Source organism: Nocardioides candidus, assembly GCF_041321175.1.
Lineage (GTDB): Bacteria > Actinomycetota > Actinomycetes > Propionibacteriales > Nocardioidaceae > Nocardioides.
The window spans coordinates 705307-726925 of record NZ_JBGGWC010000001.1 but is presented as its reverse complement, the minus strand read 5'-3'; the positions used below and the strand labels follow the sequence as shown (position 1 = coordinate 726925).

At 72.1% G+C, this 21619-nt stretch carries 24 protein-coding genes; 3 read left to right on the top strand and 21 right to left on the bottom strand.

The genetic code is table 11. The features are described 5' to 3' along the window. Window positions 1-38 precede the first annotated feature (38 nt). The 7 genes from ACAX67_RS03560 to ACAX67_RS03530 form a co-directional block, all read right to left on the bottom strand. Window positions 39-362 carry a histone-like nucleoid-structuring protein Lsr2 gene (locus ACAX67_RS03560; protein ID WP_370702432.1) on the bottom strand — a complete coding sequence of 108 codons (324 nt, stop codon included), beginning with the start codon at window positions 360-362 and terminating at the stop codon, window positions 39-41. A gap of 131 nt (window positions 363-493) precedes the next feature. Then, window positions 494-1270 (bottom strand): type III pantothenate kinase, encoded by a 777-nt coding sequence (locus ACAX67_RS03555; RefSeq protein WP_370702431.1) that lies wholly within the window; start codon window positions 1268-1270, stop codon window positions 494-496. Window positions 1271-1274: 4 nt separating this feature from the next. After that, the gene (gene nadC, locus ACAX67_RS03550) at window positions 1275-2192 is read right to left on the bottom strand and encodes a carboxylating nicotinate-nucleotide diphosphorylase (protein WP_370702430.1); all 918 of its coding nucleotides are present in this window, start codon (window positions 2190-2192) and stop codon (window positions 1275-1277) included. After that, window positions 2189-3886: an L-aspartate oxidase gene (locus tag ACAX67_RS03545; protein WP_370702429.1), complete on the bottom strand. Its 1698-nt coding sequence runs from the start codon at window positions 3884-3886 to the stop codon at window positions 2189-2191. Before ACAX67_RS03545 ends, nadC begins: the two co-directional genes overlap by 4 nt. Before the next feature lie 25 nt (window positions 3887-3911). Beyond that, entirely contained in the window at window positions 3912-4334 is a 423-nt protein-coding gene (panD, locus tag ACAX67_RS03540) for an aspartate 1-decarboxylase (RefSeq protein WP_370702428.1), read from the bottom strand. Continuing rightward, window positions 4334-5260 carry a pantoate--beta-alanine ligase gene (panC, locus tag ACAX67_RS03535; RefSeq protein WP_370702427.1) on the bottom strand — a complete coding sequence of 309 codons (927 nt, stop codon included), beginning with the start codon at window positions 5258-5260 and terminating at the stop codon, window positions 4334-4336. The genes panD and panC overlap by 1 nt, the downstream gene beginning before the upstream one ends. 2 nt (window positions 5261-5262) lie before the next feature. Beyond that, complete coding sequence (locus ACAX67_RS03530) at window positions 5263-6186, bottom strand: Rossmann-like and DUF2520 domain-containing protein (RefSeq protein WP_370702426.1); 924 nt, start codon at window positions 6184-6186, stop codon at window positions 5263-5265. Window positions 6187-6415: 229 nt separating this feature from the next. Here ACAX67_RS03530 and ACAX67_RS03525 point away from each other — a divergent pair, with 229 nt between their 5' ends. Then, window positions 6416-7498: a glycosyltransferase family 2 protein gene (locus tag ACAX67_RS03525; protein ID WP_370702425.1), complete on the top strand. Its 1083-nt coding sequence runs from the start codon at window positions 6416-6418 to the stop codon at window positions 7496-7498. An 11-nt stretch (window positions 7499-7509) separates the two neighbouring features. Here the strand turns inward: ACAX67_RS03525 and ACAX67_RS03520 are convergent, their stop codons facing one another. Genes ACAX67_RS03520 through ACAX67_RS03510 form a run of 3 tightly spaced genes read right to left on the bottom strand, consistent with a single transcriptional unit; the run spans window position 7510 to window position 9934 of the window. Then, window positions 7510-8463: an ABC transporter substrate-binding protein gene (locus ACAX67_RS03520; RefSeq protein WP_370702424.1), complete on the bottom strand. Its 954-nt coding sequence runs from the start codon at window positions 8461-8463 to the stop codon at window positions 7510-7512. Beyond that, the gene (locus ACAX67_RS03515; protein WP_370702423.1) at window positions 8460-9203 is read right to left on the bottom strand and encodes an ABC transporter permease; all 744 of its coding nucleotides are present in this window, start codon (window positions 9201-9203) and stop codon (window positions 8460-8462) included. Before ACAX67_RS03515 ends, ACAX67_RS03520 begins: the two co-directional genes overlap by 4 nt. After that, window positions 9200-9934: an ABC transporter permease gene (locus ACAX67_RS03510; protein WP_370702422.1), complete on the bottom strand. Its 735-nt coding sequence runs from the start codon at window positions 9932-9934 to the stop codon at window positions 9200-9202. The genes ACAX67_RS03515 and ACAX67_RS03510 overlap by 4 nt, the downstream gene beginning before the upstream one ends. 3 nt (window positions 9935-9937) lie before the next feature. On the opposite strand from ACAX67_RS03510, the gene ACAX67_RS03505 reads away from it, so the two are divergent. After that, complete coding sequence (locus ACAX67_RS03505) at window positions 9938-10933, top strand: ABC transporter ATP-binding protein (RefSeq protein WP_370702421.1); 996 nt, start codon at window positions 9938-9940, stop codon at window positions 10931-10933. Between the two features lie 74 nt (window positions 10934-11007). Here ACAX67_RS03505 and ACAX67_RS03500 read toward each other — a convergent pair whose 3' ends face one another. The 11 genes from ACAX67_RS03500 to dacB form a co-directional block, all read right to left on the bottom strand. Next, window positions 11008-11604: a hypothetical protein gene (locus ACAX67_RS03500; protein WP_370702420.1), complete on the bottom strand. Its 597-nt coding sequence runs from the start codon at window positions 11602-11604 to the stop codon at window positions 11008-11010. A 10-nt stretch (window positions 11605-11614) separates the two neighbouring features. After that, window positions 11615-12130 (bottom strand): DUF3180 domain-containing protein, encoded by a 516-nt coding sequence (locus tag ACAX67_RS03495; RefSeq protein ID WP_370702419.1) that lies wholly within the window; start codon window positions 12128-12130, stop codon window positions 11615-11617. Next, on the bottom strand, window positions 12127-12699 hold the full coding sequence (gene folK, locus ACAX67_RS03490; protein WP_370702418.1) for a 2-amino-4-hydroxy-6-hydroxymethyldihydropteridine diphosphokinase: 573 nt from the start codon (window positions 12697-12699) through the stop codon (window positions 12127-12129). Before folK ends, ACAX67_RS03495 begins: the two co-directional genes overlap by 4 nt. Beyond that, entirely contained in the window at window positions 12692-13087 is a 396-nt protein-coding gene (folB, locus tag ACAX67_RS03485) for a dihydroneopterin aldolase (RefSeq protein WP_370702417.1), read from the bottom strand. The genes folK and folB overlap by 8 nt, the downstream gene beginning before the upstream one ends. Next, window positions 13084-13914, bottom strand: coding sequence for a dihydropteroate synthase (gene folP, locus ACAX67_RS03480; protein ID WP_370702416.1), 831 nt, complete (start codon window positions 13912-13914; stop codon window positions 13084-13086). Before folP ends, folB begins: the two co-directional genes overlap by 4 nt. A 67-nt stretch (window positions 13915-13981) precedes the next feature. Then, entirely contained in the window at window positions 13982-14557 is a 576-nt protein-coding gene (gene folE, locus ACAX67_RS03475) for a GTP cyclohydrolase I FolE (protein ID WP_527891004.1), read from the bottom strand. A 51-nt stretch (window positions 14558-14608) separates the two neighbouring features. Continuing rightward, window positions 14609-16702 (bottom strand): ATP-dependent zinc metalloprotease FtsH, encoded by a 2094-nt coding sequence (gene ftsH, locus ACAX67_RS03470; protein WP_370703635.1) that lies wholly within the window; start codon window positions 16700-16702, stop codon window positions 14609-14611. 145 nt (window positions 16703-16847) lie between these two features. Beyond that, window positions 16848-17399 (bottom strand): hypoxanthine phosphoribosyltransferase, encoded by a 552-nt coding sequence (hpt, locus tag ACAX67_RS03465; protein ID WP_370702415.1) that lies wholly within the window; start codon window positions 17397-17399, stop codon window positions 16848-16850. 4 nt (window positions 17400-17403) lie between these two features. Next, window positions 17404-18384: a tRNA lysidine(34) synthetase TilS gene (gene tilS / locus ACAX67_RS03460; protein ID WP_370702414.1), complete on the bottom strand. Its 981-nt coding sequence runs from the start codon at window positions 18382-18384 to the stop codon at window positions 17404-17406. 13 nt (window positions 18385-18397) lie between these two features. Continuing rightward, complete coding sequence (locus tag ACAX67_RS03455) at window positions 18398-19447, bottom strand: Rv3626c family coenzyme F420 biosynthesis-associated protein (protein ID WP_370702413.1); 1050 nt, start codon at window positions 19445-19447, stop codon at window positions 18398-18400. A 37-nt stretch (window positions 19448-19484) separates the two neighbouring features. Next, complete coding sequence (gene dacB, locus ACAX67_RS03450; protein ID WP_370702412.1) at window positions 19485-20960, bottom strand: D-alanyl-D-alanine carboxypeptidase/D-alanyl-D-alanine endopeptidase; 1476 nt, start codon at window positions 20958-20960, stop codon at window positions 19485-19487. A gap of 105 nt (window positions 20961-21065) precedes the next feature. Here dacB and ACAX67_RS03445 point away from each other — a divergent pair, with 105 nt between their 5' ends. Continuing rightward, on the top strand, window positions 21066-21572 hold the full coding sequence (locus tag ACAX67_RS03445) for an inorganic diphosphatase (protein ID WP_370703634.1): 507 nt from the start codon (window positions 21066-21068) through the stop codon (window positions 21570-21572). The last annotated feature ends 47 nt before the right edge of the window (window positions 21573-21619 follow it).

The following is a 21619-nucleotide window of genomic DNA, read 5'->3' as shown; positions in this document are numbered from 1 at the left end:
GGTGACCACCCGGGCAGCAGCGTGACGAACCGGCGCGATCAGTGCGCGGCGTCGTAGGCGTCGCGGACCTCGGCCGGGATCCGGCCGCGGTCGGGGACCTTGTGGCCGTTGGCCCGGGCCCACTCGCGCACGTCCTTGGCCGACGCGCCGCCGGTGGCGGCCGCCTTGCCGCGCGTTCGGCGGGCGCCGCCCACCTTGCGGCCGTGACCCACGTAGTTCGCGAGGGCGTCGCGGAGCTTGCCGGCGTTCTTGTCGTTGAGGTCGATCTCGTAGGACGTGCCGTCGAGACCGAAGGAGACCGTTTCCGTCGCCTCGGAGCCGTCGATGTCATCGACGAGGACGATGTTGACGCGCTGTGCCATTGCTGAAGCCTTTCTGAGGCGTTATATCCATCTGGGCCCCATCCCCCGGCGCCCAGCTGTGGAGCAATAATGCACCCTCGTCGACATTTCACAAAAGGCGCGATATCGCGCGACCCGAAATACCGCGAGCTTTAACGGGAGTTGCGGAGGAAGACCTTCTCCAAGCCACGCAACGTCAGCCACGGAGAGTGGTCGGTGAAACATCGGCACTCGTCGAACACGAGCGGGGCGAGATATCCGGTCGCGATCACCCGCACGTCGCCCGGCGCGACTCCGAGCGCGCCGATGATGCGCTCGACCAGGCCCTCGACCTGGCTCGCTACGCCGAACACCATTCCTGACTGGAGCGCCTCGACGGTGTTCTTGCCGATCACACCGCGCGGTCGCGCGAGCTCGACCATCCGCAGCTGCGCACCGCGCCGCCCGAGTGCCTCGAGGGAGATCTCGATGCCGGGCGCGATGGCCCCGCCGACGTAGCGACCCTGGTCGTCGACGACGTCGAAAGTCGTCGCGGTGCCCCCGAAATCGACGACGACCGCGGGCCCGCCGTATTCGGTCGCGGCGGCGAGGGCATTGATGATGCGGTCGGTGCCGACCTCGCGGGGATTGTCGACGAGAATGGGCACTCCGGTGCGCACGCCCGGCTCCACGACCACGTGCGGAATATCGCCGAAATGGCGTGTCAGCATCTCGCGCCAGGAATTGAGCACCGACGGCACGGTCGCGCAGACGGAAATGCCGGTGATGTCCTCGACCTCTCCGCCGAGGAGCCCGCGCAGCAGCACCGCCCACTCGTCGGCGGTGCGGTGCTCGGTCGTCGCGACCCGCCAGTGCGAGCCCACCTCGCCGTCGGCGATCATCCCGAGCACGGTGTGGGCGTTGCCGATGTCGGCGGCGAGGAGGGTCACGGGCTCAGCCCTCCCGGAAGTCGAGCCCGAGGTCGAAGACGTCCACCGAGTGGGTCAGCGCGCCGACCGAGATGAAGTCGACCCCGGTGGCGGCCACCTCCTTGGCGCGGTCGAGCGTCAGCCCACCCGACGCCTCGAGGGTGGCCGGTCGACCGGCCGCCTCGTTGATGCGGACGGCCTCGCTCATGTCGTCGGCGCTCATGTTGTCGAGGAGCACCTCGGTGCAGCCGGCGGCGAGCACCGCACGCAGCTCGTCGAGGTCCATCACCTCGACCTCGACCCGCAGCCCGGGGTTGGCGGCGACCACCGCCTGATAGGCCGCGACCGCCCCTCCGGCCGCGACGGCGTGGTTGTCCTTGACCATCGCCCGGTCCACGAGGCTGAAGCGGTGGTTGACCCCGCCGCCGCACCGCACGGCGTACTTCTGCAGGGCGCGCCACCCCGGCAACGTCTTCCGGGTGTCGAGCACCCGGGCACCGGTGCCGTCGATCGCGGCGACCCACGCGGCCGTGGCGGTCGCCACGCCCGAGAGGTGGGAGGCGAAGTTGAGCGCCGTGCGCTCGGCGGTGAGCACCCCCTTGACGGGGCCCTCCACGGTCAGCACCACGTCACCGGGCCGCACCCGTGACCCGTCGGCGATCCGGCCGCTGATCGTCACGTCGTCGCCGAGCGCGTAGCGGAACGCGAGCTCCGCGATCGCCAGTCCGGCGACCACCCCGGGCTCGCGGGCGGCGACGTCGGCGACCGCGCGGCCCATCTCCGGCATCGCCGCGCTCGTCACGTCGTCGGCGCCGCCGGGGAGGTCCTCCTCGAACGCGAGCGCGACGTGGGCGTAGACCGCCTCCGCGTCCAACCCCGCGGCGGCGATCTCCGCGACCAGGGCGCGCGGCAGGCCGTCGTACGGCGTCCTCACGATGCTCACGCGTGCACCTCCTGCTCCTCGAGGCCGGTGTCGGTGGCCGGCGCGGGCCCGAAGGTCACCGCGGTGGCGCCATCGGTCATCACCACGTCGAAGTGGCCGGCCCAGTGCTCGTCGTCGCGGTCGGGGAAGTCGTCGCGCCAGTGCGACCCGCGCGTCTCCTCGCGCAGGGCCGCCGCGTCGGCGAGAGCGGCCGAGATCGTGAGCAGGTTGGTGGTCTCCCAGGCGTCCTGGCCGACGACCTCGGCCGGCGCCTCGGACAGCTCGTCCAGCACGGCCCTCGCCTCGCCGAGCCCGGCCGCCGAGCGGAGCACGCCGACCTTCGAGGTCATCGTCTCCTGCAGGTCGCGCCGCACCGATCCGGACACCAGGCCCGCGTTGCGCGTGTCGGTCACCGGGTCGGCCCACGGCCGCAGCTCGTCGGGCAGCACGGCTGCGATCCGGCGGGAGAACACCAGGCCCTCGAGCAGCGAGTTGGACGCCAGCCGGTTGGCGCCGTGCACGCCGGAGCAGGCGACCTCGCCGGTCGCGTAGAGCCCGGGCAGGTCGGTGCGACCGTCGAGGTCGGTGCGCACCCCTCCCGAGGCGTAGTGACAGGCGGGAGCTACCGGGATCAGGTCGGTCACCGGGTCGACGCCGTGCGATCGGGTGGTCGCGAGGATCGTCGGGAAGCGCCGCTCCCAGAATCCCGTGACGCCGAGGTGTCGCGCGTCGAGCCACATGTGCGGCTGCCCGGTCTCGAGCATCCGCTTCATGATGGCCTTCGCGACCACGTCGCGTGGCGCCAGGTCGGCGAGCGGGTGCACGCCCTGCATGAACCGGTTGCCCTCGAAGTCGACGAGGAACGCGCCCTCCCCGCGCACGGCCTCGGAGATCAGCGGCTGCTGACCGCGGGACTCGGGTCCGAGGTACATCACGGTCGGGTGGAACTGCACGAACTCCAGGTCACGCAGCGTCGCGCCCGCCCGCAGCGCGATCGCCATGCCGTCGCCCGTCGAGACCACCGGGTTGGTGGTCTGGGAGAAGACCTGGCCGAGCCCGCCGCTCGCGAGCACGACCGCTCGGCAGTGGACCGCGCCGACGCCGTCGCGCACCCCCTCGCCGATCACGTGCAGGGTCACTCCGGACACCCCACCGTCGGCGCCGAGCAGCAGGTCGACCGCGAGCGCGTGCTGGATGACCTCGATGTCGGGCGCGGCCTCCACGGCGGCGATCAGCGCGCGCTGGATCTCCGCACCCGTCGCGTCGCCGCCGGCGTGCGCGATCCGGTCGCGGTGGTGGCCGCCCTCGCGGGTGAGCGAGAGCGCGCCGTGCTCGTCGTGGTCGAAGTTGGTGCCGAGCGCGATCAGCTCGCGGACCGCTTCGGGGCCCTCGGTGACGAGCACCCGCACCGCGTCGTCGTCGCACGCGCCGGCCCCGGCGACGAGGGTGTCGACCTCGTGCTCGGCGGGCGTGTCCTCCGGCCCGAGGGCAGCGGCGATGCCGCCTTGCGCCCACTGGGTGGAGCCCGCGTTGAGCACGGTCTTGGTGACCACCAGCACCTTGTCGACGTGCTCGCGCAGCCGCAGCGCCGCGGTCAGCCCGGCGACACCCGAACCGATGATGACGACGTCGGCGCTCGTGGTCCAACCGGGTGCCGGCGCGCTCAGCCGGCCGGGCAGGCGACGCGAGGCGGCGGGCCCCATCGGGTCTGGCATTCGAGCAGGCTATCCGGGGGTCGGGTCACACACCGGCCGCGGTCAGGTCGCCGCGACGCAGGGTGGGGTCGTCGAAGGTGTCGGCGGGGTCGGCGCTGGTGCCCATGATCGCGTTGTCGGCATCGACGAAGACGACGTGCGGCTCGTAGGCCTTGGCCTCCTCGGTGGTCATCTGCCCGTACCCGATGAGGATGACCAGGTCGCCGGGCTGCACGAGGCGCGCGGCGGCGCCGTTGATGCCGATCACGCCCGAGCCCCGCTCGCCGGCGATCGTGTAGGTCTCCAGCCGGGCGCCGTTGGTGATGTCGACGATGTGCACGAGCTCGCCGGCGAGCAGGTCGGCCGCGTCGAGCAGGTCCTCGTCGACGGTGACCGAGCCGACGTAGTGCAGGTCGGCCTGCGTCACGGTGGCGCGGTGGATCTTCGACTTCATCATGGTGCGCAGCATCAGTGCCTCGTTTCGTCGGACCCGATGGTCAGGGCCAGGTTGTCGATCAGACGGGTGGTGCCGACGCGCGCGGCGATGAGCGCGCGGGCAGGCGTGCCGGGCGGGACCGGGTCGGGCAGCGGGGCGAGGTCGGGGCTGCGGATCTCGAGGTAGTCGAGGTCGACGCCGTCGGCTGCGCGCAGCTCGCCCCGGGCGGCGTCGAGCGCCGCGTCGAGCCCGTACGGCGCCTCGTGGAGCGCCGCGTGCAGGACCCGGCTGAGCGTCGCGGCCTGCCGGCGCTGGTCGCCGTCGAGGTAGCGGTTGCGGCTGGACCGGGCGAGGCCGTCGTCCTCACGGTGGGTCGGGCCGCCGACGATCTCGAGCGCCCCGTGACTGCCGCTGATGCAGAGGTCGGCGACCATCTGCCGGATCAGCACCAGCTGCTGGTAGTCCTTCTCGCCGAAGACGGCGACGTCGGGGCGCACCAGGCCGAAGAGCTTCGCGACGACGGTGAGCACGCCGCGGAAGTGGCCGGGGCGGGTGCGTCCTTCGAGCTCGTCGGCGAGCGGACCGGGCTCGACGGTGACGGCCGCGGTGTCGCCGTCGCGCGGCACACCGCCGGGGTACATCTCCTCGACCGTCGGCGCGAAGACGACGTCCGCGCCCTCGCGGCCGCAGAGCTCGAGGTCGGCGTCGAACGTGCGGGGATAGCGGTCGAGGTCCTCGTCCGGCCCGAACTGGAGCGGGTTGACGAAGACCGAGACGACCACCGCCCCGTCCGCGCCGGCCCGGTCGCGCGCCAGCCGGACCAGGCTCGCGTGGCCCTCGTGGAGCGCGCCCATGGTCGGCACCAGCACCACCTCGCCGGCAGCGCGCTTCGGGGCGAGCTGGGCGAAGAGGTCCGCGCGGGTGCGCGCGACGACCGGGGTCGTCACAGCGGTGGACACAATCAGTGGTCCTGGTGGCGCGTGGTCGGGACGGTCGCCGCGTCGAGGAGCCGGAGGATGCTCAGCGCGCGGATCGGCAGCACGCGACCGTCGGTGACCGCGCGGTCGAGGGTGGCGCGCGCCATCGCGACGTAGGAGGCCAGCGTGTCGGGCCGGTTGGCCCGGATGTCCTCCAGGTGGGCCGCGACCGTCTGCACGTCACCGCGCACGATCGGGCCCGTCAGCGCGGCGTCGCCGCGGTCGAGGGCGTTGTCGAGCGCCGCTTCCAGCAACGGGCGGAGGGTGCCGGCCGGGTCGTCCGAGCCGGCGGCGGCGAGGAGGTCCATCGCCTCGCTGACGAGGGTGACCAGGTGGTTGGCGCCGTGGGCCAGGCCCGCGTGGTAGAGCCCCCGCATCTCCTCGGGCACCCACGTGACCCTGCCGCCGAGCTCGCGGACGAGCTGCTCGGCGAGGGTCCGCTCGGCGGGCCCGGCCGTCAGGCCGAAGACGCAGCCGTCGAGCCGTTCGAGGTCGACGGCCGTGCCGCTGAACGTCATCGCGGGGTGCAGGGCGACCACCCGCGCGCCGACCGCCGCGGCAGGCGCGAGGACGGCCAGACCGTGCCGGCCGGAGGTGTGCACGACGTACTGGCCCTCGCGGAGCGAGCCGGAGTCGGCAAGCACCCGCACCACGTTGGGAAGCATGTCGTCGGGGACCGTGAGCAGGAGCAGGTCGCAGGAGCGGGCGACGGCGCTCGGCTTCATCAGCGCGACCCCGGGCAACAGCGCGGCTGCCCGGTCGCGGGAGGCGTCGGACTCGCCGGCGGCGGCGGTGACCTCGTGGCCGGCCGCGCGGAGGCGGGCGGCGAGCACGGCGCCCACCTTGCCGGCGCCCACCACACCGATGGACAGGCGCGTGGTCGCGCCGTTGGTCAGCTCATGGGACATGAGTCGGTTCGAACCTTTCCGTTCCAATCCCTCCGACCACCTGCCGCGGCAGGCCGGTGTGGGTACCGGACGTTGCTCATTCGATGCAACCAAGCGTAGGTCCAACCGATGCCCGGGCGACAGGTCACGGTCGAGTGACGTGGGCTACACCGGCTCCCCGGGGCGACGCCTGTGACGCGTGCGACCTGAGTAGGTTGGTGGTGTGTTCGGACGCAGGAGGGACCCCCTGGTGAGCGTGGTCGTCCCGGCGTACGACGTCGCGGCCTACCTGCCCGCCTGCCTCGACAGCCTGCTCGTGCAGAGCCTGCAGGAGGTGGAGGTGATCGTCGTCGACGACGGCTCGCCCGACGACTCCGGCGCGATCGCCGAGGAGTACGCCGGCCGCGACTCCCGCGTGCGGGTGCTGCACGTCGCCAACGGCGGGCTGGGAGCGGCGCGCAACGAGGGCGTCCGGCAGGCCCGTGGCGAGCTCCTGGGCTTCTGCGACGCCGACGACCTGATGACCCCCCGGGCGCTGGAGCTGATGGCCGGCTGCGCACGCGACCTCGACGCCCCGCTCGTGACCGGCAACGTCGTGCGCTGGCAGGCCGACAAGCCGGTCCGGATGGGCTGGATGGACCGGTTGCACCGGGACCGGGAGGCGATCGCGATCGCCGACCGCCCCGAGCTGCTGGGTGACGTCTTCGCCTGGAACAAGCTCTTCCGGCGCGACTTCTGGGACAGCGCCGGGCTGTCGTGGCCCGAGCGCCTGCGCTACGAGGACCAGCCGGCGACGACCGAGGCCTACCTGCGCGCCGGCCGGATCGGCATCGTGCCGGAGGTCGTCTACCGCTGGAGGGTGCGCGACGACGGCACCTCGATCACCCAGCAGCGCGGCACCGTCGCCGACCTCACGGACCGGTGGACGACCAAGCGGATGGCGCTCGCGTCGGTGGCGGCCCACGGCGACGAAGCGGTCACGGCCGCGTTCCGCACGCGGGTGCTGCCGGGCGACATGTGGCAGTACTTCGCGCACGTCCCGGACTGCACCGACGAGTGGTGGGCGCTCCTGGTGGACGGGGTGCGCGAGCTCTGGGGCGAGGAGCGCTCACTGACCGGTGCCACCCTGCCGCCGATGCACCGGCTGGTCGGGTGGCTGGTCGAGCAGGACCGGCGCGCCGACGCGTCGGCCGTGATCACCTACGCGCGCAGCCTGGGCGCCCCCCTGCCGCGGGTGCCCGCCGAGGGCGGCGGGCTGCGGGTCGACGTGCCGGGACTGGACCCGGCGACCGTGGCCCCGGAGGCGTTGCGCCTCCGGGACCACGAGCGCTGACCGGGGTCGGATCAGTCCGTCAGGCCCTCGCTGGACAAGAAGTCGGCCGCCACGTCCTCGACCTTCTCGCGACCGACGGCGACCCGGGCGTTGAGCTCGGTCAGCTTGTCGGTGGTGAGCGCCGCCATCAGCGGGTTGAGCACGTCGGCCACGTCGGGGTGCTCGTCGAGGAAGTCGGAGGAGACCGCCGGCACGAGGTTCTGGGCGGGCTGGATCTGCTGGTCGTCGTCGAGCACGACGAGGTCGCGCGACTCGAGGGTGCCGTCGGTCGTGCTGGTCTCGCCGAGCTCGGCCTCGCCCTTGATGACCGCGTCGTAGGTCGCGTCGGAGGCGTAGCCCAGCGGCAGCACCTCGGTGATGTCGATGCCGTACTGGTCGGAGAGGCCGCCCTCGCAGTCGAGCCGGCCCTCGCAGTCCTCGGCGGCAGCGAGGGTCACGGACTTGCCCTCGAGGTCGGACAGGGTGGTCACGCCGTTGTCCTCGCTGTACTGCTTCGTCACGAAGAACGCGTTGGTGTCGGTCGCGGGCGACACGTCGAGCAGGGTGATGCCGGCCCCGTCGAGGAGGTCGGCGCCGTCCTCGGCGAGCTGCTCGCCGTCGCCGGCCTCGAAGGGCTTGGCCGAGTCGCCGTTCTCGCGGCTGTTGAGGAAGTTGACGATGCCGCCGACGTACTCGGGGACGATGTCGATCGTCTTCGGGAAGGTCGGCATGTAGCCGTCGCGGGCCGAGACCAGCTTGACGTCGGTGTCGTAGCCGGCGTCGGTCAGGAGCTGGTCGTACATCGCGGCGACGAGCGCGGCCTCGGGGAAGTCCTGCCCCGAGATCGAGACAGCCCCCCTGTCGGTCGAGCTGTCGCTCTTGTCGCCGTCGTTGCCGAGGTCGTCGCCTGCGCAGGAGGTCGCGAGGAAGAGGGTCGCGGCGGCGAGGCCGGCCGCGAGTGCTCGCGTGCGGTGGAGGGAGATCATCCCGGAACCTTAGACTCCTCCACCGACGCTCTTCCACGGTTCGTGGATCCGCGTGAGACGGGGGTAGGCACCACCAGGCGGGCCAGACCGGCCATCAGCACCTCGAGCACGAGGGCGACGGCGGCGACCACGAGGGCGGCCCCGATGCCGCGACCGTACTGCGTGCGCACGAAGGAGTCGGTGATGATCCGACCCAGGCCGGGGCCCGCGACGAGGGCCGCGATCGTGGCAGTCGCCCACACCTGGACCAGCGCGAGCCGCACCCCGGAGACCACCAGCGGCATCGCCAGCGGCAGCTCGACCCGGACGAACTTCTGCCACGCCGTCATGCCCATGCCGTCAGCCACCTCGCGCATCTCCGCGGGGACCTCGCGCATCGCCACATAGGCGTTGGTGACCAGCGGCGGCAGTGCGAACGCGACGAGCGCCATCAGCGTCGCCAGGCCCGCCCGCCCGTAGGGGCCGAAGGTGCCGGTGCCGGGCCAGTCGAGCTTCACCAGCACCGCGAGGAGCGCGAAGGTCGGCACGGCCCGGCCGACGTTCGAGATGTTGACGGCGAGGAAGCCGCCGCGGCCGACGTGCCCGAGCCACAGCGCGAGCGGCAGCGCGACGACCACGGCGACGAGGAGGGCGGTCACCGTCAGCAGCAGCTGTTCGGCCATCCGGTCGAGCAGCGCGTTGTCACCCGTCCAGCTCGAGGAGGTCGTCAGGTAGCGCCAGGCGTCGCGGAGGACGATCACGTCGCCGCCCCCTTCCGCGCCCACGGCGTGAGCCATCGCTGGACGAGGACGAGCACGATGTCGAACAGCACGGCGATCACGACGCAGAGCACCGCCGCCGACACCAGCTCGGCCCGGAAGTTGGTGCGCACGCCGTCGCGGATGAGGTTGCCCAGCCCGCCGTAGGCGACCAGCGAGCCGACCGTCGTCAGCGCGACGGTCGACACGGTGGCCACCCGGACGCCCGCGACGATCGTGGGGAGGGCGAGCGGCAGCTCGACGCGCAGGAGCAACCGCATCGGTCCGTAGCCCAGCCCCACCGCCGACTCGCGGACGTCGTCGGGCACGGCGCGCAGGCCGTCCACGATGGCGCGCACGAGGACCGTCAGCGCGTAGAGCGCCAGGCCGATGACGACCGTGCTGAGGCTGAGCCCGGTGAACGGCACGAGGAGCGGGAACAGGGCGAGCGAGGGGATCGTGTAGATGCCGGTGGCGACACCCAGGGCGGCCGACTCCATGCGCGCGCTGCGGCGTGCGAGCAGCGCGACCGGGAACGCGATGAGCAGGCCCAGCGCGACGGAGAGCAGCGTGATCTGCACGTGCTGCGCCGTCGCGTCGACGAGCTCCTGACGCCGGTCCGCGACGTACTGCCAGCAGAACCAGTCGTTGCGGAAGGCGTCGTAGCACTTCGAGGTGAAGAGCGGATCGCCGCCGGAACCGCCGTCGTCGATCGCCGCCGCCAGTAGGGTCACCGCATGGACGCTACCGCGCCCCACCACCCGCACCCGATGATCCGGCTGTCCGGCGTCAGCAAGACGTACGGCGACGGCACGGTCGCCGTACGACAGCTCGACCTCGACGTCGGCCGCGGCGAGCTGGTCTGCCTGGTCGGTCCGTCGGGCTGCGGCAAGTCGACGACGCTGAAGATGATCAACCGGCTCGTCGAGCCGAGCACCGGGGTCATCGAGATCGACGGCGAGGACGTGACCCACGGCGACCCGGTCAAGCTGCGCCGCGGCATCGGCTACGTGATCCAGCAGGTCGGCCTGTTCCCGCACCAGCGGATCACCGCCAACGTGATGACGGTGCCGCTGCTCTACGGCGAGTCGAAGGCGCACGCCCGCGAGCGCGCGCACGAGCTGCTCTCACTCGTCGGGCTCGACCCCGAGCAGTACGGCGACCGCTACCCCCACCAGCTCTCCGGCGGTCAACGGCAGCGGGTCGGCGTGGCCCGTGCGCTCGCGGCCGACCCGCCGGTGCTGCTCATGGACGAGCCCTTCGGTGCGGTGGACCCGGTGATCCGCGGCCGGCTGCAGGAGGAGTTCCGGCGGCTGCAACAGGAGCTCGGCAAGACCGTCGTCCTCGTCACCCACGACATCGACGAGGCGGTGCTGCTGGGCGACCGGGTCGCGGTGTTCGCCGACGGCGGCCGGCTCCTGCAGTACGACACCCCGGCCCGCCTGCTCGCGCACCCGGTCGACGAGGAGGTCGCGACCTTCGTCGGCGCCGAGCAGGGGCTCCGGCGCCTGTCCGTCACCCGCATCGACCGCTCCCAGCTCGAGCCGGCCGGCGATCTCGCCGAGGCCGACCTCGACACCACGGTGCCGGTCGGGGCCACGCTCGAGGAGGCACTCTCCCTCATGCTCCGCCACGACCGCCCGGCGGTGGCGGTCACCGACGGCCAGGAGCTCCTCGGCGTCCTGACACCTGCCGGCGTACACCGGTCGCTGCGGGCCGCGCTGCGCGAGTGAATTCGGCATAGTCCCCCACGTTCGGCACCTGAATTCGCGGATCCGAGGTGCCGAACGTGGGGGACTATCCCAAGTCAGGCGCCCTTACGGACCTGGCGCGCGGCGAGGGCGGCCTCGGCCGCCTCCCACTGAGCGGTGAGCGTGTCGACCTCGGCCTCGAGCTCGGCGACGCGTACGACGGCCTGGGTGGCCCGCTCCTCCGCGTCGGTCAGGCGCTCGCCGATCCGCGCCCGCTCCCGCTCGGAGCCGGCGAGGCTCTCCTCGACCCGACCGAGCGTGCGGCGAGCCTCGGCGAGCTCCTGCGCGGCCTCGCTCAGCCGCTTCTCGAGCCGCGAGACCGTGGCGTCACGGCGGGCGAGACGACCCTGCATGTCGGCGGCGAACTCCACGCCCTCGGCGGACCGGCGGCCGTCGAGCTCGCGGAAGGCCTGGGCCTGCGCGGCTCGCTCGCGCGCGCCGTCGACGCGTGCCGTCATCAGCTCGGTGTGGGTGATCTTGGTGGCGGCGCAGCCGAGGAGCACGGCGACCGCACCGGCCGCGACCACAGCGGCCCAGGAGCCGGAGACCGCGGTCCCGGCGACCGCGAGTGCGGCCACCAGCAGCAGGAGCACGGCAACCACGAGACGGGTCGACCGCTGACGACGGCGGGAGCTGCCCGCAGTGGTAGTCATGTGACTGACGTTACGGCGTGTCACCAGTGTTTCTGATGCGACACGCACGCTCGAGGAGCAGGGCGGCGATCACACCGAGCACGCTCGCCCCCGAGGCGGCCAGGGAGTGCCACAGCCGGTCGTCGGCCATCTCCGCGTCGTCGCGCAGCCAGCTCAGGGCGTAGCCGAGGTAGCCACCACCGGCCAGCGCCGCCACGAGCACGCTGGCGCGGGCGAGGACGAGACGGTTGACGGCCTGGTGCGCCTGCAGGCGCTCGCCGCGCACGTGCACCGTGCGCCAGGTCGCCCAAGCGACGTAGGCCAGGATCGCCGCCAGCAGCAGGAGAGCGAGCGGTTGCGCCCACGTCACGAGGGGCGGCACCTTGCCGAGCCGGTCGCTCACCGGGTGGAGCGCCCAGCCGAGCACCAGGCCGGCCAGGGCCCAGCCGATCACGACCGGTGGCGACGTCGGGCGCAGCGAGCCGGCGGGGGACTTCTGGTCGTCGGACTCGTCGCCGGACGGGTCGGGCTCCTGCTGGTCCCTCACTCGTCGTACTCGAGCACCAGGTCGTCGCGGCGGGTGAGGCCCTCGGTGCCGACCTTCTCGAGCAGGACCGACACGGCTCCCACGTCGGGGATCTGCGCGTCCGGCTCGAGGTCGAGCCAGGGCTGCAGCACGAAGGCACGCTCGTGGGCGAGGGGGTGCGGGAGCTTGAGCGCCTCGGTGTCGCTGCGCCGGTCGCCGACGACGATCAGGTCGACGTCGAGGGTGCGCGGGGCGTTGGGCCCGGGGCTGCGGTCACGGTCGTAGGCGTCCTCGATGGCCAGCGCACGGTCGAGCAGCCGGTTGGCGGAGAGCGTGGTGTCCATGAGGACGATCGCGTTGAGGAACTTCGGCGAGTCGGGCGGGCAGTCGACCGGCTCGGTCTCGTAGACCGGCGAGACACCCGTGACCCACACGTCGGGGGTGTCGGCCAGCGCGTCGACCGCGCCCTGGAGGTTGGACAGGCTCTCGCCGAGGTTGGAACCGAGAGCGACGACCACCCGACGGATCGGACGCATCTCACCGGTGAGGGTGTCGGCATCGATGATGTGGGGGTTGGGGGTCTCAGTCATCGGCCTCTCCCTTTCCAGGGGATGTCGGTGGTCGGTGGCGGGTGACCACCAAGGTCACGTCGCCGAACTTCGCGTCGATCGGAGCGTCGGGCTTGTGCACGGTCACCCGGGCCCATTCAACACGAGCGTCCAAGAGGCAGACATCGGCGATCCGGCTCGCGAGAGTCTCGATCAGGTCGACCGGATCCCTACCGACCGTCGCCGTCACCTCGCCCACGAGACTTCCGTAGTCGACGGTGTCGCGCAAGTCGTCCGACGCCGCGGCGGGCGCGGTGTCGATGCCGAGGGTGAGGTCGATGACGAACGTCTGGCCCTCCCGTCGCTCGTGCTCGAACACCCCGTGGTGGCCCCAGCACTCGATGCCCAGGACGCTCAGCTCATCGCTCATCGGGCGGTCTCCCATCGGTCGATCGTGGTCAGGACGTCGCGCGTGGCCCGCACGTCGTGCACCCGGACACCCCAGACTCCGTCGAGCGCGAGTCGGGCGATGATCGCGGCGTGCGCGACCTCGCGCTCGTCGACCGGTCGCGGCTCGCCGCGCGGGTCGGCGAGCAGGGTGCCGAGGAAGCGCTTGCGGCTCGCCCCGACCAGCACCGGGAACCCCAGCTCCTGGATGACGTCGAGGTGGGCGAGCAGCTCCCAGTTCTGGTCGCCGGTCTTCGCGAAGCCGATGCCCGGGTCGAGCACGACGTGCCCGTCGGGCACCCCCGCCGCCCGGAGGGCAGCCACCCGCTCCCGCAGCTCCGCCGCGACGACCCGGGCGACCGGGCCGTCGTAGGTCGTGAAGGTCTGCATCCGGTCGCTGTGGGCGCGCCAGTGCATGGCGACGTACGTCGCGCCGCTCGCTGCGACCACGTCGAGGATCGCCGGGTCGGCGAGCCCGCCCGAGACGTCGTTGACGATCGTCGCCCCGGCGGCGACCGCTGCCCGCGCGACCTCGGCCCGCATGGTGTCGACCGAGACCCGTGCGCCGTCGCCGGCGAGCGCCTCGATGACCGGTACGACGCGGTCGAGCTCCTCCCGCACCAGCGGCCTGGTGGCCCCCGGCCTGGTCGACTCGCCGCCGACGTCGAGGATGTCCGCACCGTCGGCCAGCAGGGCGCGCCCGTGCGCGATCGCGCTCTCGGCGTCGAGGTAGCGCCCGCCGTCGGAGAAGGAGTCGGGCGTGACGTTGACGACCCCCATCACCAGCGGCAGCCCGTGCTTCCCCGTCATGCGCGGCAGGCTATCCCGGCCGTACGACGCATGGCCCCTGCGGTCGACGCGAGGCTCGGCCCCTGGCTCAGCGGGTGCCGTGCATGATGAGGCTCATCGCCTCGTTGCGGGTTGCGGCGTTGTGCATGGTGCCGCGGATCGCGGAGGTGATGGTGCGGGCACCGGCCTTGCGGACGCCGCGCATCGTCATGCAGAGGTGCTCGGCCTCGATCACCACGATGACGCCGCGCGCCTCGAGGATTCCCATGAGCGCATCGGCGACCTGCGTGGTCAACCGCTCCTGCACCTGCGGGCGCTTGGCGAAGACGTCGACGAGGCGCGCGAGCTTGGACAGACCCGTGATCTTGCCGGACTCCGCCGGGATGTAGCCCACGTGGGCGACGCCGGTGAACGGCACCAGGTGGTGCTCGCACATCGACCACAGCTCGATGTCGCGCACGAGCACCATCTCGTCGTGGCCGAGGTCGAACGTCGTGGTGAGCACGTCCTCGGGCCGCTTGTGCAGCCCTGCGGTCACCTCGGCGTACGCCCGGGCGACGCGCGCCGGCGTCTCCAGCAGGCCCTCGCGATCGGGGTCCTCCCCGATCGCGTAGAGCAGCTCGCGCACCGCCGCCTCGGCGCGCGCATGGTCGAAGGCGGGCACGTCGGCGGGATCGCGGTCCAGCGTGGTGATCGGGTCTGCCACGGGTGAAGTCTAGGTCGTGGTCGGCGGGGTCGGCGGCGTCGGGCCGTCCGTCGGCGCACCGACCTGCGGACCGCCGTAGACGTCGCCGCCGGGACCCGGCGGCGTGAGCACGGCGCCGGCCTCCTCCTCGGCCGGACCGACCCCGTTGCCGTTGACGGCGGCGCGCCTGCGGATCTCCTCGGGGATCTCCACAGGCGGGAGGGTCGAGGGCACCCGGGTCGGCGAGCCGGTCCAGGCGGGCCGCTCGGGACGGAGCCTGAGCGGCTCGAAGACCGCGGCGACCTCAGCCTTGTCGAGGGTCTCCTTGTCGAGCAGCGCCAGCACCAGCGCGTCGAGCACGTCGCGGTTCTCCTCGAGGATGTCGAAGGCCTCCTGGTGCGCGACGGCGAGGAAGTTCTTCGTCTCCTCGTCGATGATCGCCGCGACGTCCTCGGAGTAGTTGCGCGTGTGCCCGATGTCGCGGCCGAGGAAGGGCTCGCCGTTGGCCTCGCCCAGCTTGATCGCGCCCAGTCGCTCGGTCATGCCGTACTGGGTGACCATCGCTCGAGCGAGGCTGGTGGCCTTTTCGATGTCGTTGCCCGCGCCGGTGGTCGGGTCGTGGAAGACCATCTCCTCCGCCGCGCGTCCTCCCAGCATGTAGGCGAGCTTGTCGAGCATCTCGCTCCGGGTCTGGCTGTACTTGTCCTCGTCCGGCAGCACCATCGTGTAGCCGAGGGCACGACCGCGCGGCAGGATCGTGATCTTGTGCACCGGGTCGGTGCCGGGGAGTGCCGCGGCGACGAGGGCGTGTCCGCCCTCGTGGTAGGCCGTGATCAGCTTCTCCTTCTCGGTCATCAGCCGGGAATGGCGCTGCGGACCCGCGATCACGCGGTCGATGGCCTCGTCGAGCGCCGTCGGGATGATCTGCTTCTGGTTGTTGCGCGCGGTGAGCAGCGCCGCCTCGTTGAGCACGTTGGCCAGGTCGGCACCGCTGAAGCCGGGCGTGCGCCGAGCGACGGCCATCAGGTCGACCTCGGGCGAGAGCGGCTTGCCCCGCGAGTGGACCTCGAGGATCTGCTTGCGACCGGCCAGGTCGGGCGCGTCCACGCCGATCTGGCGGTCGAAACGGCCCGGCCGCAGCAGGGCGGGGTCGAGCACGTCGGGACGGTTGGTGGCGGCGATGAGGATGACCCCGCCGCGCACATCGAAGCCGTCCATCTCGACGAGCAGCTGGTTGAGCGTCTGCTCGCGCTCGTCGTGACCGCCGCCCATGCCGGCGCCGCGGTGGCGGCCGACGGCGTCGATCTCGTCGATGAAGACGATCGCGGGGGCGTTCTCCTTGGCCTGCTCGAAGAGGTCGCGGACGCGGGAGGCGCCCACGCCGACGAACATCTCGACGAAGTCGGAGCCGGAGATGGAGTAGAACGGCACGCCGGCCTCGCCGGCGACCGCCCGCGCGAGCAGGGTCTTGCCGGTGCCCGGAGGACCGTAGAGCAGCACGCCCTTGGGGATCTTGGCGCCGACGGCCTGGAACTTCGCCGGCTCCTGGAGGAACTCCTTGATCTCGCCGAGCTCCTCGATCGCCTCGTCGCACCCGGCGACGTCGGCGAAGGTCGTCTTCGGCATGTCCTTGCTGATCATCTTCGCCTTGGACTTGCCGAACTGCATGACGCCCCGGCCACCGCCCTGGACGTTGTTCATCAAGAAGATGAAGAGCAGCACGATCAGCGCGAAGGGCAGCAGCGTCGCGAGCAGCGAGCCGAGCAGGCTCGGCTGCGGGTTCTCGGAGTTGGACTTGTCGATGGTGCCGTCGTCCACCTGGGCGTCGACGGCATCGATGATGCCCTCCTGCTGGCCCTGGATGTAGTGGGTCATCACCCGGTCGCCCTCGTCGCGCGATCCGTCGTCGAGGGTCGCCTCGATCGTCTGGTCGCCGTCGATGAAGGTGATCTCCTTGACCTTGCCCTCGTCGATGTACTTGCTCATCGTCGAGGTGGAGACCTCGTCGTACCCGCCCCCGGGCGCGAGGAACTCCAGGGCAAGGAGGACCGCGAGGACCGCCACCACGATCCACAGCCAGGGACCCCTGAAAACACGCTTCACAGACTCATCCGCTCCTACCAGCACAATTGATCCGGCGACGTTACCTGTCGCCGCTCGGCTTCATCATCGCAGCCCGGTGGTAGGACGGAAGTCCTAACGCCCCAAGGCCCGTACGGGAGGGGCCCGGGATAGCCCGATCAGGCTAGGACCCGCGGGGCGGCCCGAGTCAGGAATACACGTGCGGCGCGAGGGTGCCGATGTCGCGCAGGTTGCGGTAGCGCTCGCGGTAGTCCAGGCCGTAGCCCACGACGAACTCGTTGGGGATGTCCCAGCCGACGTACTTCACGTCGACCGGCATCCGCTGCGCCTCCGGCTTGCGGAGCAGGGTGCAGATCTCGACGCTGGCGGGCCCACGCGAGCTCAGGTTGGAGGTCAGCCAGGACAGGGTCAGGCCGGTGTCGATGATCTCGTCGACGATCACGACGTGGCGCCCGGAGATGTCGGCGTCGAGGTCCTTGAGGATCCGCACCACGCCCGAGGACTTGGTGCCCGAGCCGTAGGACGACACCGCCATCCAGTCCATCTCGACGTGCCGGCTCAGCGCGCGCGCCAGGTCGGCCATCACCATGACCGCGCCCCGGAGCACGCCGACGATGACCAGGTCCTTGCCCTCGTAGTCGCGCTCGATCTCGCCGGCCAGCTCACCGAGCCGGTCGAGGATCTGCTTCTCGGTGAAGAGCACCTCGACGAGGTCGGCCTCGACTTCCCCAGACTCCATGGCGTCAGGATGTCACAGGGGTCGGGCGGAAGCGGAGCAGACCGTCCCGGCAGTACGCCGTCGCGTGGCCCGGGAGCCGGACCTCCCCGCTGAGCGCCCCCTCGGCCAGGTCGACGAGGGCGCGCACGTGCACGTGGAACAGCTCGCTGTCGATCGCGCCGGCGTCGAGGGCTGCCAACCGGAGCACCCGGGAGACGACCGCGCGCGCGTGGTCGGCCAGGGCGCCGACCGGCAGGCCGTCGGCGGTGCGCAGGCCGTCGTACGTCGTCAGCGCGATCGCGTCGAGCGCCTCGACGTCGTCGCGGACCTGGTCGGCGGTGCGGGCGAGCGCGGCGGCGACACCGGGACCGAGGTGCTCCTCGAGGACCGGCAGCACCGTGCGCCGTACCCGCACCCGCGCGAAGCCGGGGTCGTCGTTGTGCGGGTCGTGCCAGGGCTCGATCCCCTCGACCTGGCAGGCGGTCAGCGTGTCGTCGCGGGAGACGTCGAGCAGCGGCCGGGCGTAGTGGTCGAACGCGCGGCGCATGCCCGCCAACGACCGTGCGCCCGACCCGCGGGTCAACCCGAGGAGCACGGTCTCGGCCTGGTCGTCGCGGGTGTGGCCCAGCAGCACGAGCGCCGCTCCCACGTGCTCGCGGAACTGCTCCAGGACGTCGTACCTGGCCTGCCGCGCAGCGGCCTCCGGCCCCATCCCCTGCGCACGCACCTCGACCCGCACGGTCGCCGTCTCGTCGACGCCCATCGCCGCGAGCTGTCCGACCACGCGCTCGGCCTGCGCCGCCGACCCCTCCTGGAGGCCGTGGTCCACCGTCACCCCGATCACCCGGAGACCTCGCTTGTGCCCCTCGAACGCCGCCGCCGAGGCGAGCGCCAGGGAGTCCGCACCGCCCGAGCAGGCCACCAGCACGACGTCGCCGGGCTCGAGCGCGGACAGCACACCGCGCACGCCCCGCCGGCAGGCGGCGACGGAAGGATGGAGGCTCACGAGCGGGCGACGGCTATCCGAGGACGCGGGAGATCCAGCCGTCGTGGTCGGCCAGCTCGGCCTTCGACGGCAGGTGCGCGGGCTCGGCCCACACCGCGTTGAACTCGTCCATGCCGACCTTGTCGACGACGGCCCGCACGAAGCGGGCCCCGTCGCGGTACTGGGCCATCTTGGCCTCCAGGCCCAGCAGCCGGCGCAGCACGCGGTCGAGCGGGCCGATGCCCTGACGGCGCTTGGTGAACCGGGCGCGGATGTCGTGCACCGACGGGATCACCTGCGGGCCGACGTCGTCCATGACCACGTCGGCGTGGCCCTCGAGCAGCGACATCATGCCGGTGACCCGGTCGAGGATCTCGCGCTGCTCGGGGGTGCTGAAGATGTCGACGATGCTGCCGCCGCCGCGGCTGCTCCTGATCGCCTCGCTGATCCGCTCCAGCCCGCCCTCGACCAGCGACGACGGCTCGAGCGTCTCGCTGATCGCCTCGATCTCGGCGAACAGGTGGCCGCGCATCCACGGCACGGCCGTGAACTGCACCCGATGGGTCTCCTCGTGCAGGCAGACCCAGAGCCGGAAGTCCGTCGGGTCGACGCCGAGCTCGCGCTCCACGTGCACGATGTTGGGAGCGACCAGCAACAACCGGCCCGACGGCTCGTGGAAGGGGTCGAACTGGCCGAGGACCTTGCCCGCGAGGAAGCCGAGCAGGCCGCCGACCTCGGCGCCGGTCACCTTCGAGCCGATGGCCCGCGCGACCCGGCCTGGCTGGCGCTTCTCGACGAGCTTGCTCATCATCGCGCCGGTGGCGACCTCGAACGCGTCGGCGTTGGCCCGCACCCAGCCGGCCCGGTCCACGACCAGCACCGGCGCGGTGCCGTCGGGGGCGTCGAGCCCGGTGAAGTCGCGCACCAGCCCGGTGCTCTTCGCAGCGTCGGCGCGGAGCTCGGCCACGACCTCGTCAGCCTCGCCGCGCGTGACCGTGGGACCGTCGCCGGCCAGGGCCGAGCCGATCGAGACCGCGAGCGACCAGTCGACCATGCTCGGGCCGGAGGTCGGGGGGCTCGTCATGCGGTGAAGCGTACGGGGCCCGCGGAGGGCCGGTCGGTCATCGCGTGCAGTGGCAGGCGCCGAGCGCCCCCGCCGCGTCGTCCAGCGCGATCTCCGCCAGCCCGCTCCGGGCCGGGTTCACCCGGTCGGCGAGCAGCGCGAAGACGAGCACCGAGCCGTCGAGGTCGACCGCGATCCCCGCGAGGGAGGTGACGCCGGTCAGCGTGCCGGTCTTCGCGCGTACCCGCCCCGGTCCCTCCGGCGCGGCGTTGTCGAAGCGGTTGGCGAGCGACCCCGTGAATCCCGCGACCGGCAGGCCTGCGACCACGGCGCGCAGGTCCGGTTCGTCGTCGGAGGCGGCCCACCGCAGCACGTCGATGAGCAGGTGCGGCGACATCAGGTCCTCGCGGGAGAGCCCGCTGCCGTCGTAGAGGACGCTGCCGCGCATGTCGACGCCGTTGGCCGCCAGCACCCGCTTGACCGCGTTCTGGCCGCCCGTGAAGGAGCCCTCGCCCCCGTGGGCGAGGCCGGCCTGGCGGAGCAGGACCTCGGCGGCCTGGTTGTCGCTGACCTCGAGGAGCCGCTGGACGATCTGCGCGAGCGGCGCCGAGCTGACCGACGCCACGTCGCTCGCCGCGTCGGAGGCGACCGTCGCGGCGGGCGCGCCGACGACCGTGATCCCGGCCTTGCCCAGTGCGGTGCCGAAGACCGCCGCAGCGCTCGACGACGGGTCGGAGGAGAAGCCGTAGCCGGTGGGGTCGCGGCCCTCGTCCACCCACAGCGCACTGATCGGCGAGACCACGTCGTCGGGGATGTAGTCGGCCCGCCAGTGCGGGTTGGCGGAGGGACCGCTGAAGAGCGAGTCGTCGTAGCCGAGCCGCACCCGTCGTACGCCATCGGCGCGGAGCGCCTTCGCCGTCTCCCTCGCCAGCGTGACGACGTCGGCCTTCTGGGGCGCGAACGTGGCGGCGGTGTTGGTGCCCCACTTCGCCTGCGGGCTGCTCAGCAGGAACGGGTCGCCGCCACCCACGAGGACCAGACGCGGCGTGCCGCCGCCCTTCTCGAGCGCGGTGCGGGTCTCGAAGCGGTGGTCGGCGCCGAGGAGGAAGAGCGCCACGGAGGAGGTGATGATCTTGGTCGTCGACGCCGGTGTCGACAGGGCGGCCCCACCGGAGGTGAGGTCGTAGCCACGACCGCCTCCGCGCAGCGGCGCGACCGCCGCGACCACGTGACGACCCAGGTCGCGGTCGCGCAGGAAGGGCCGCAGGGCCGCCTCGACGGCGGAGATGTCGAGCTGCGGGCTGAGGTCGGCGACGGGTGCGACGGCGTGGGGACGCCGGACCGGCGGTACGTCGACCTCGGGCGGCGGCGCGACCGCCGCCGGGTCGTCGCTCGGCGGGGCGTCGTCCCCACCGAAGCGGTCGAGCCAGCCGAGCTGCCAGCCGGCGACGGCGAGCACGAGGAGGAGCGCCAGTGCGGCCGAGACCCAGCCCACCACCGCGCCGCGGACGTGTTCCACGTCACGTCGGGCCACGGTCCCTCCCTCCTCGACTGCGCGTTCGGGCTCATTGTGCGGGAGGATGTGGCCACCAGAAGAACCGGGCCGGTGCGATGGTCACCGGAAAGTGAGGAAGCAGTGCTGGAGTTCGACGTCCTCGTGGAGATCCCCAAGGGGAGCCGCAACAAGTACGAGGTCGACCACGAGACCGGTCGGATGCGCCTCGACCGCTTCCTCTTCACCTCGACGATGTATCCCGCCGACTACGGCTACATCGAGGACACGCTCGGCCAGGACGGCGACCCGCTCGACGCGCTCGTCCTGCTCCAGGAGCCCACCTTCCCCGGCTGCCTCATCCGCTGCCGCGCCATCGGCATGTTCCGCATGACCGACGAGAAGGGTGGCGACGACAAGGTCCTCTGCGTCCCCACCAGCGACCCGCGCATGGAGCACATCCGCGACATCAACCACGTGCCGAAGTTCGACCGGCTCGAGATCCAGCACTTCTTCGAGGTCTACAAGGACCTCGAGCCCGGCAAGTCCGTCGAGGGCGCCGACTGGGTGGGCCGCACCGAGGCCGAGGTCGAGATCAACGACTCCTTCAAGCGCGAGCAGGAGCGACTGGCCTCCGGGGCCGACGCCCACTGATCCACCACGGCCTCCGAGCCTCGTTTCCCCTGACCTCCGGGTCGTGA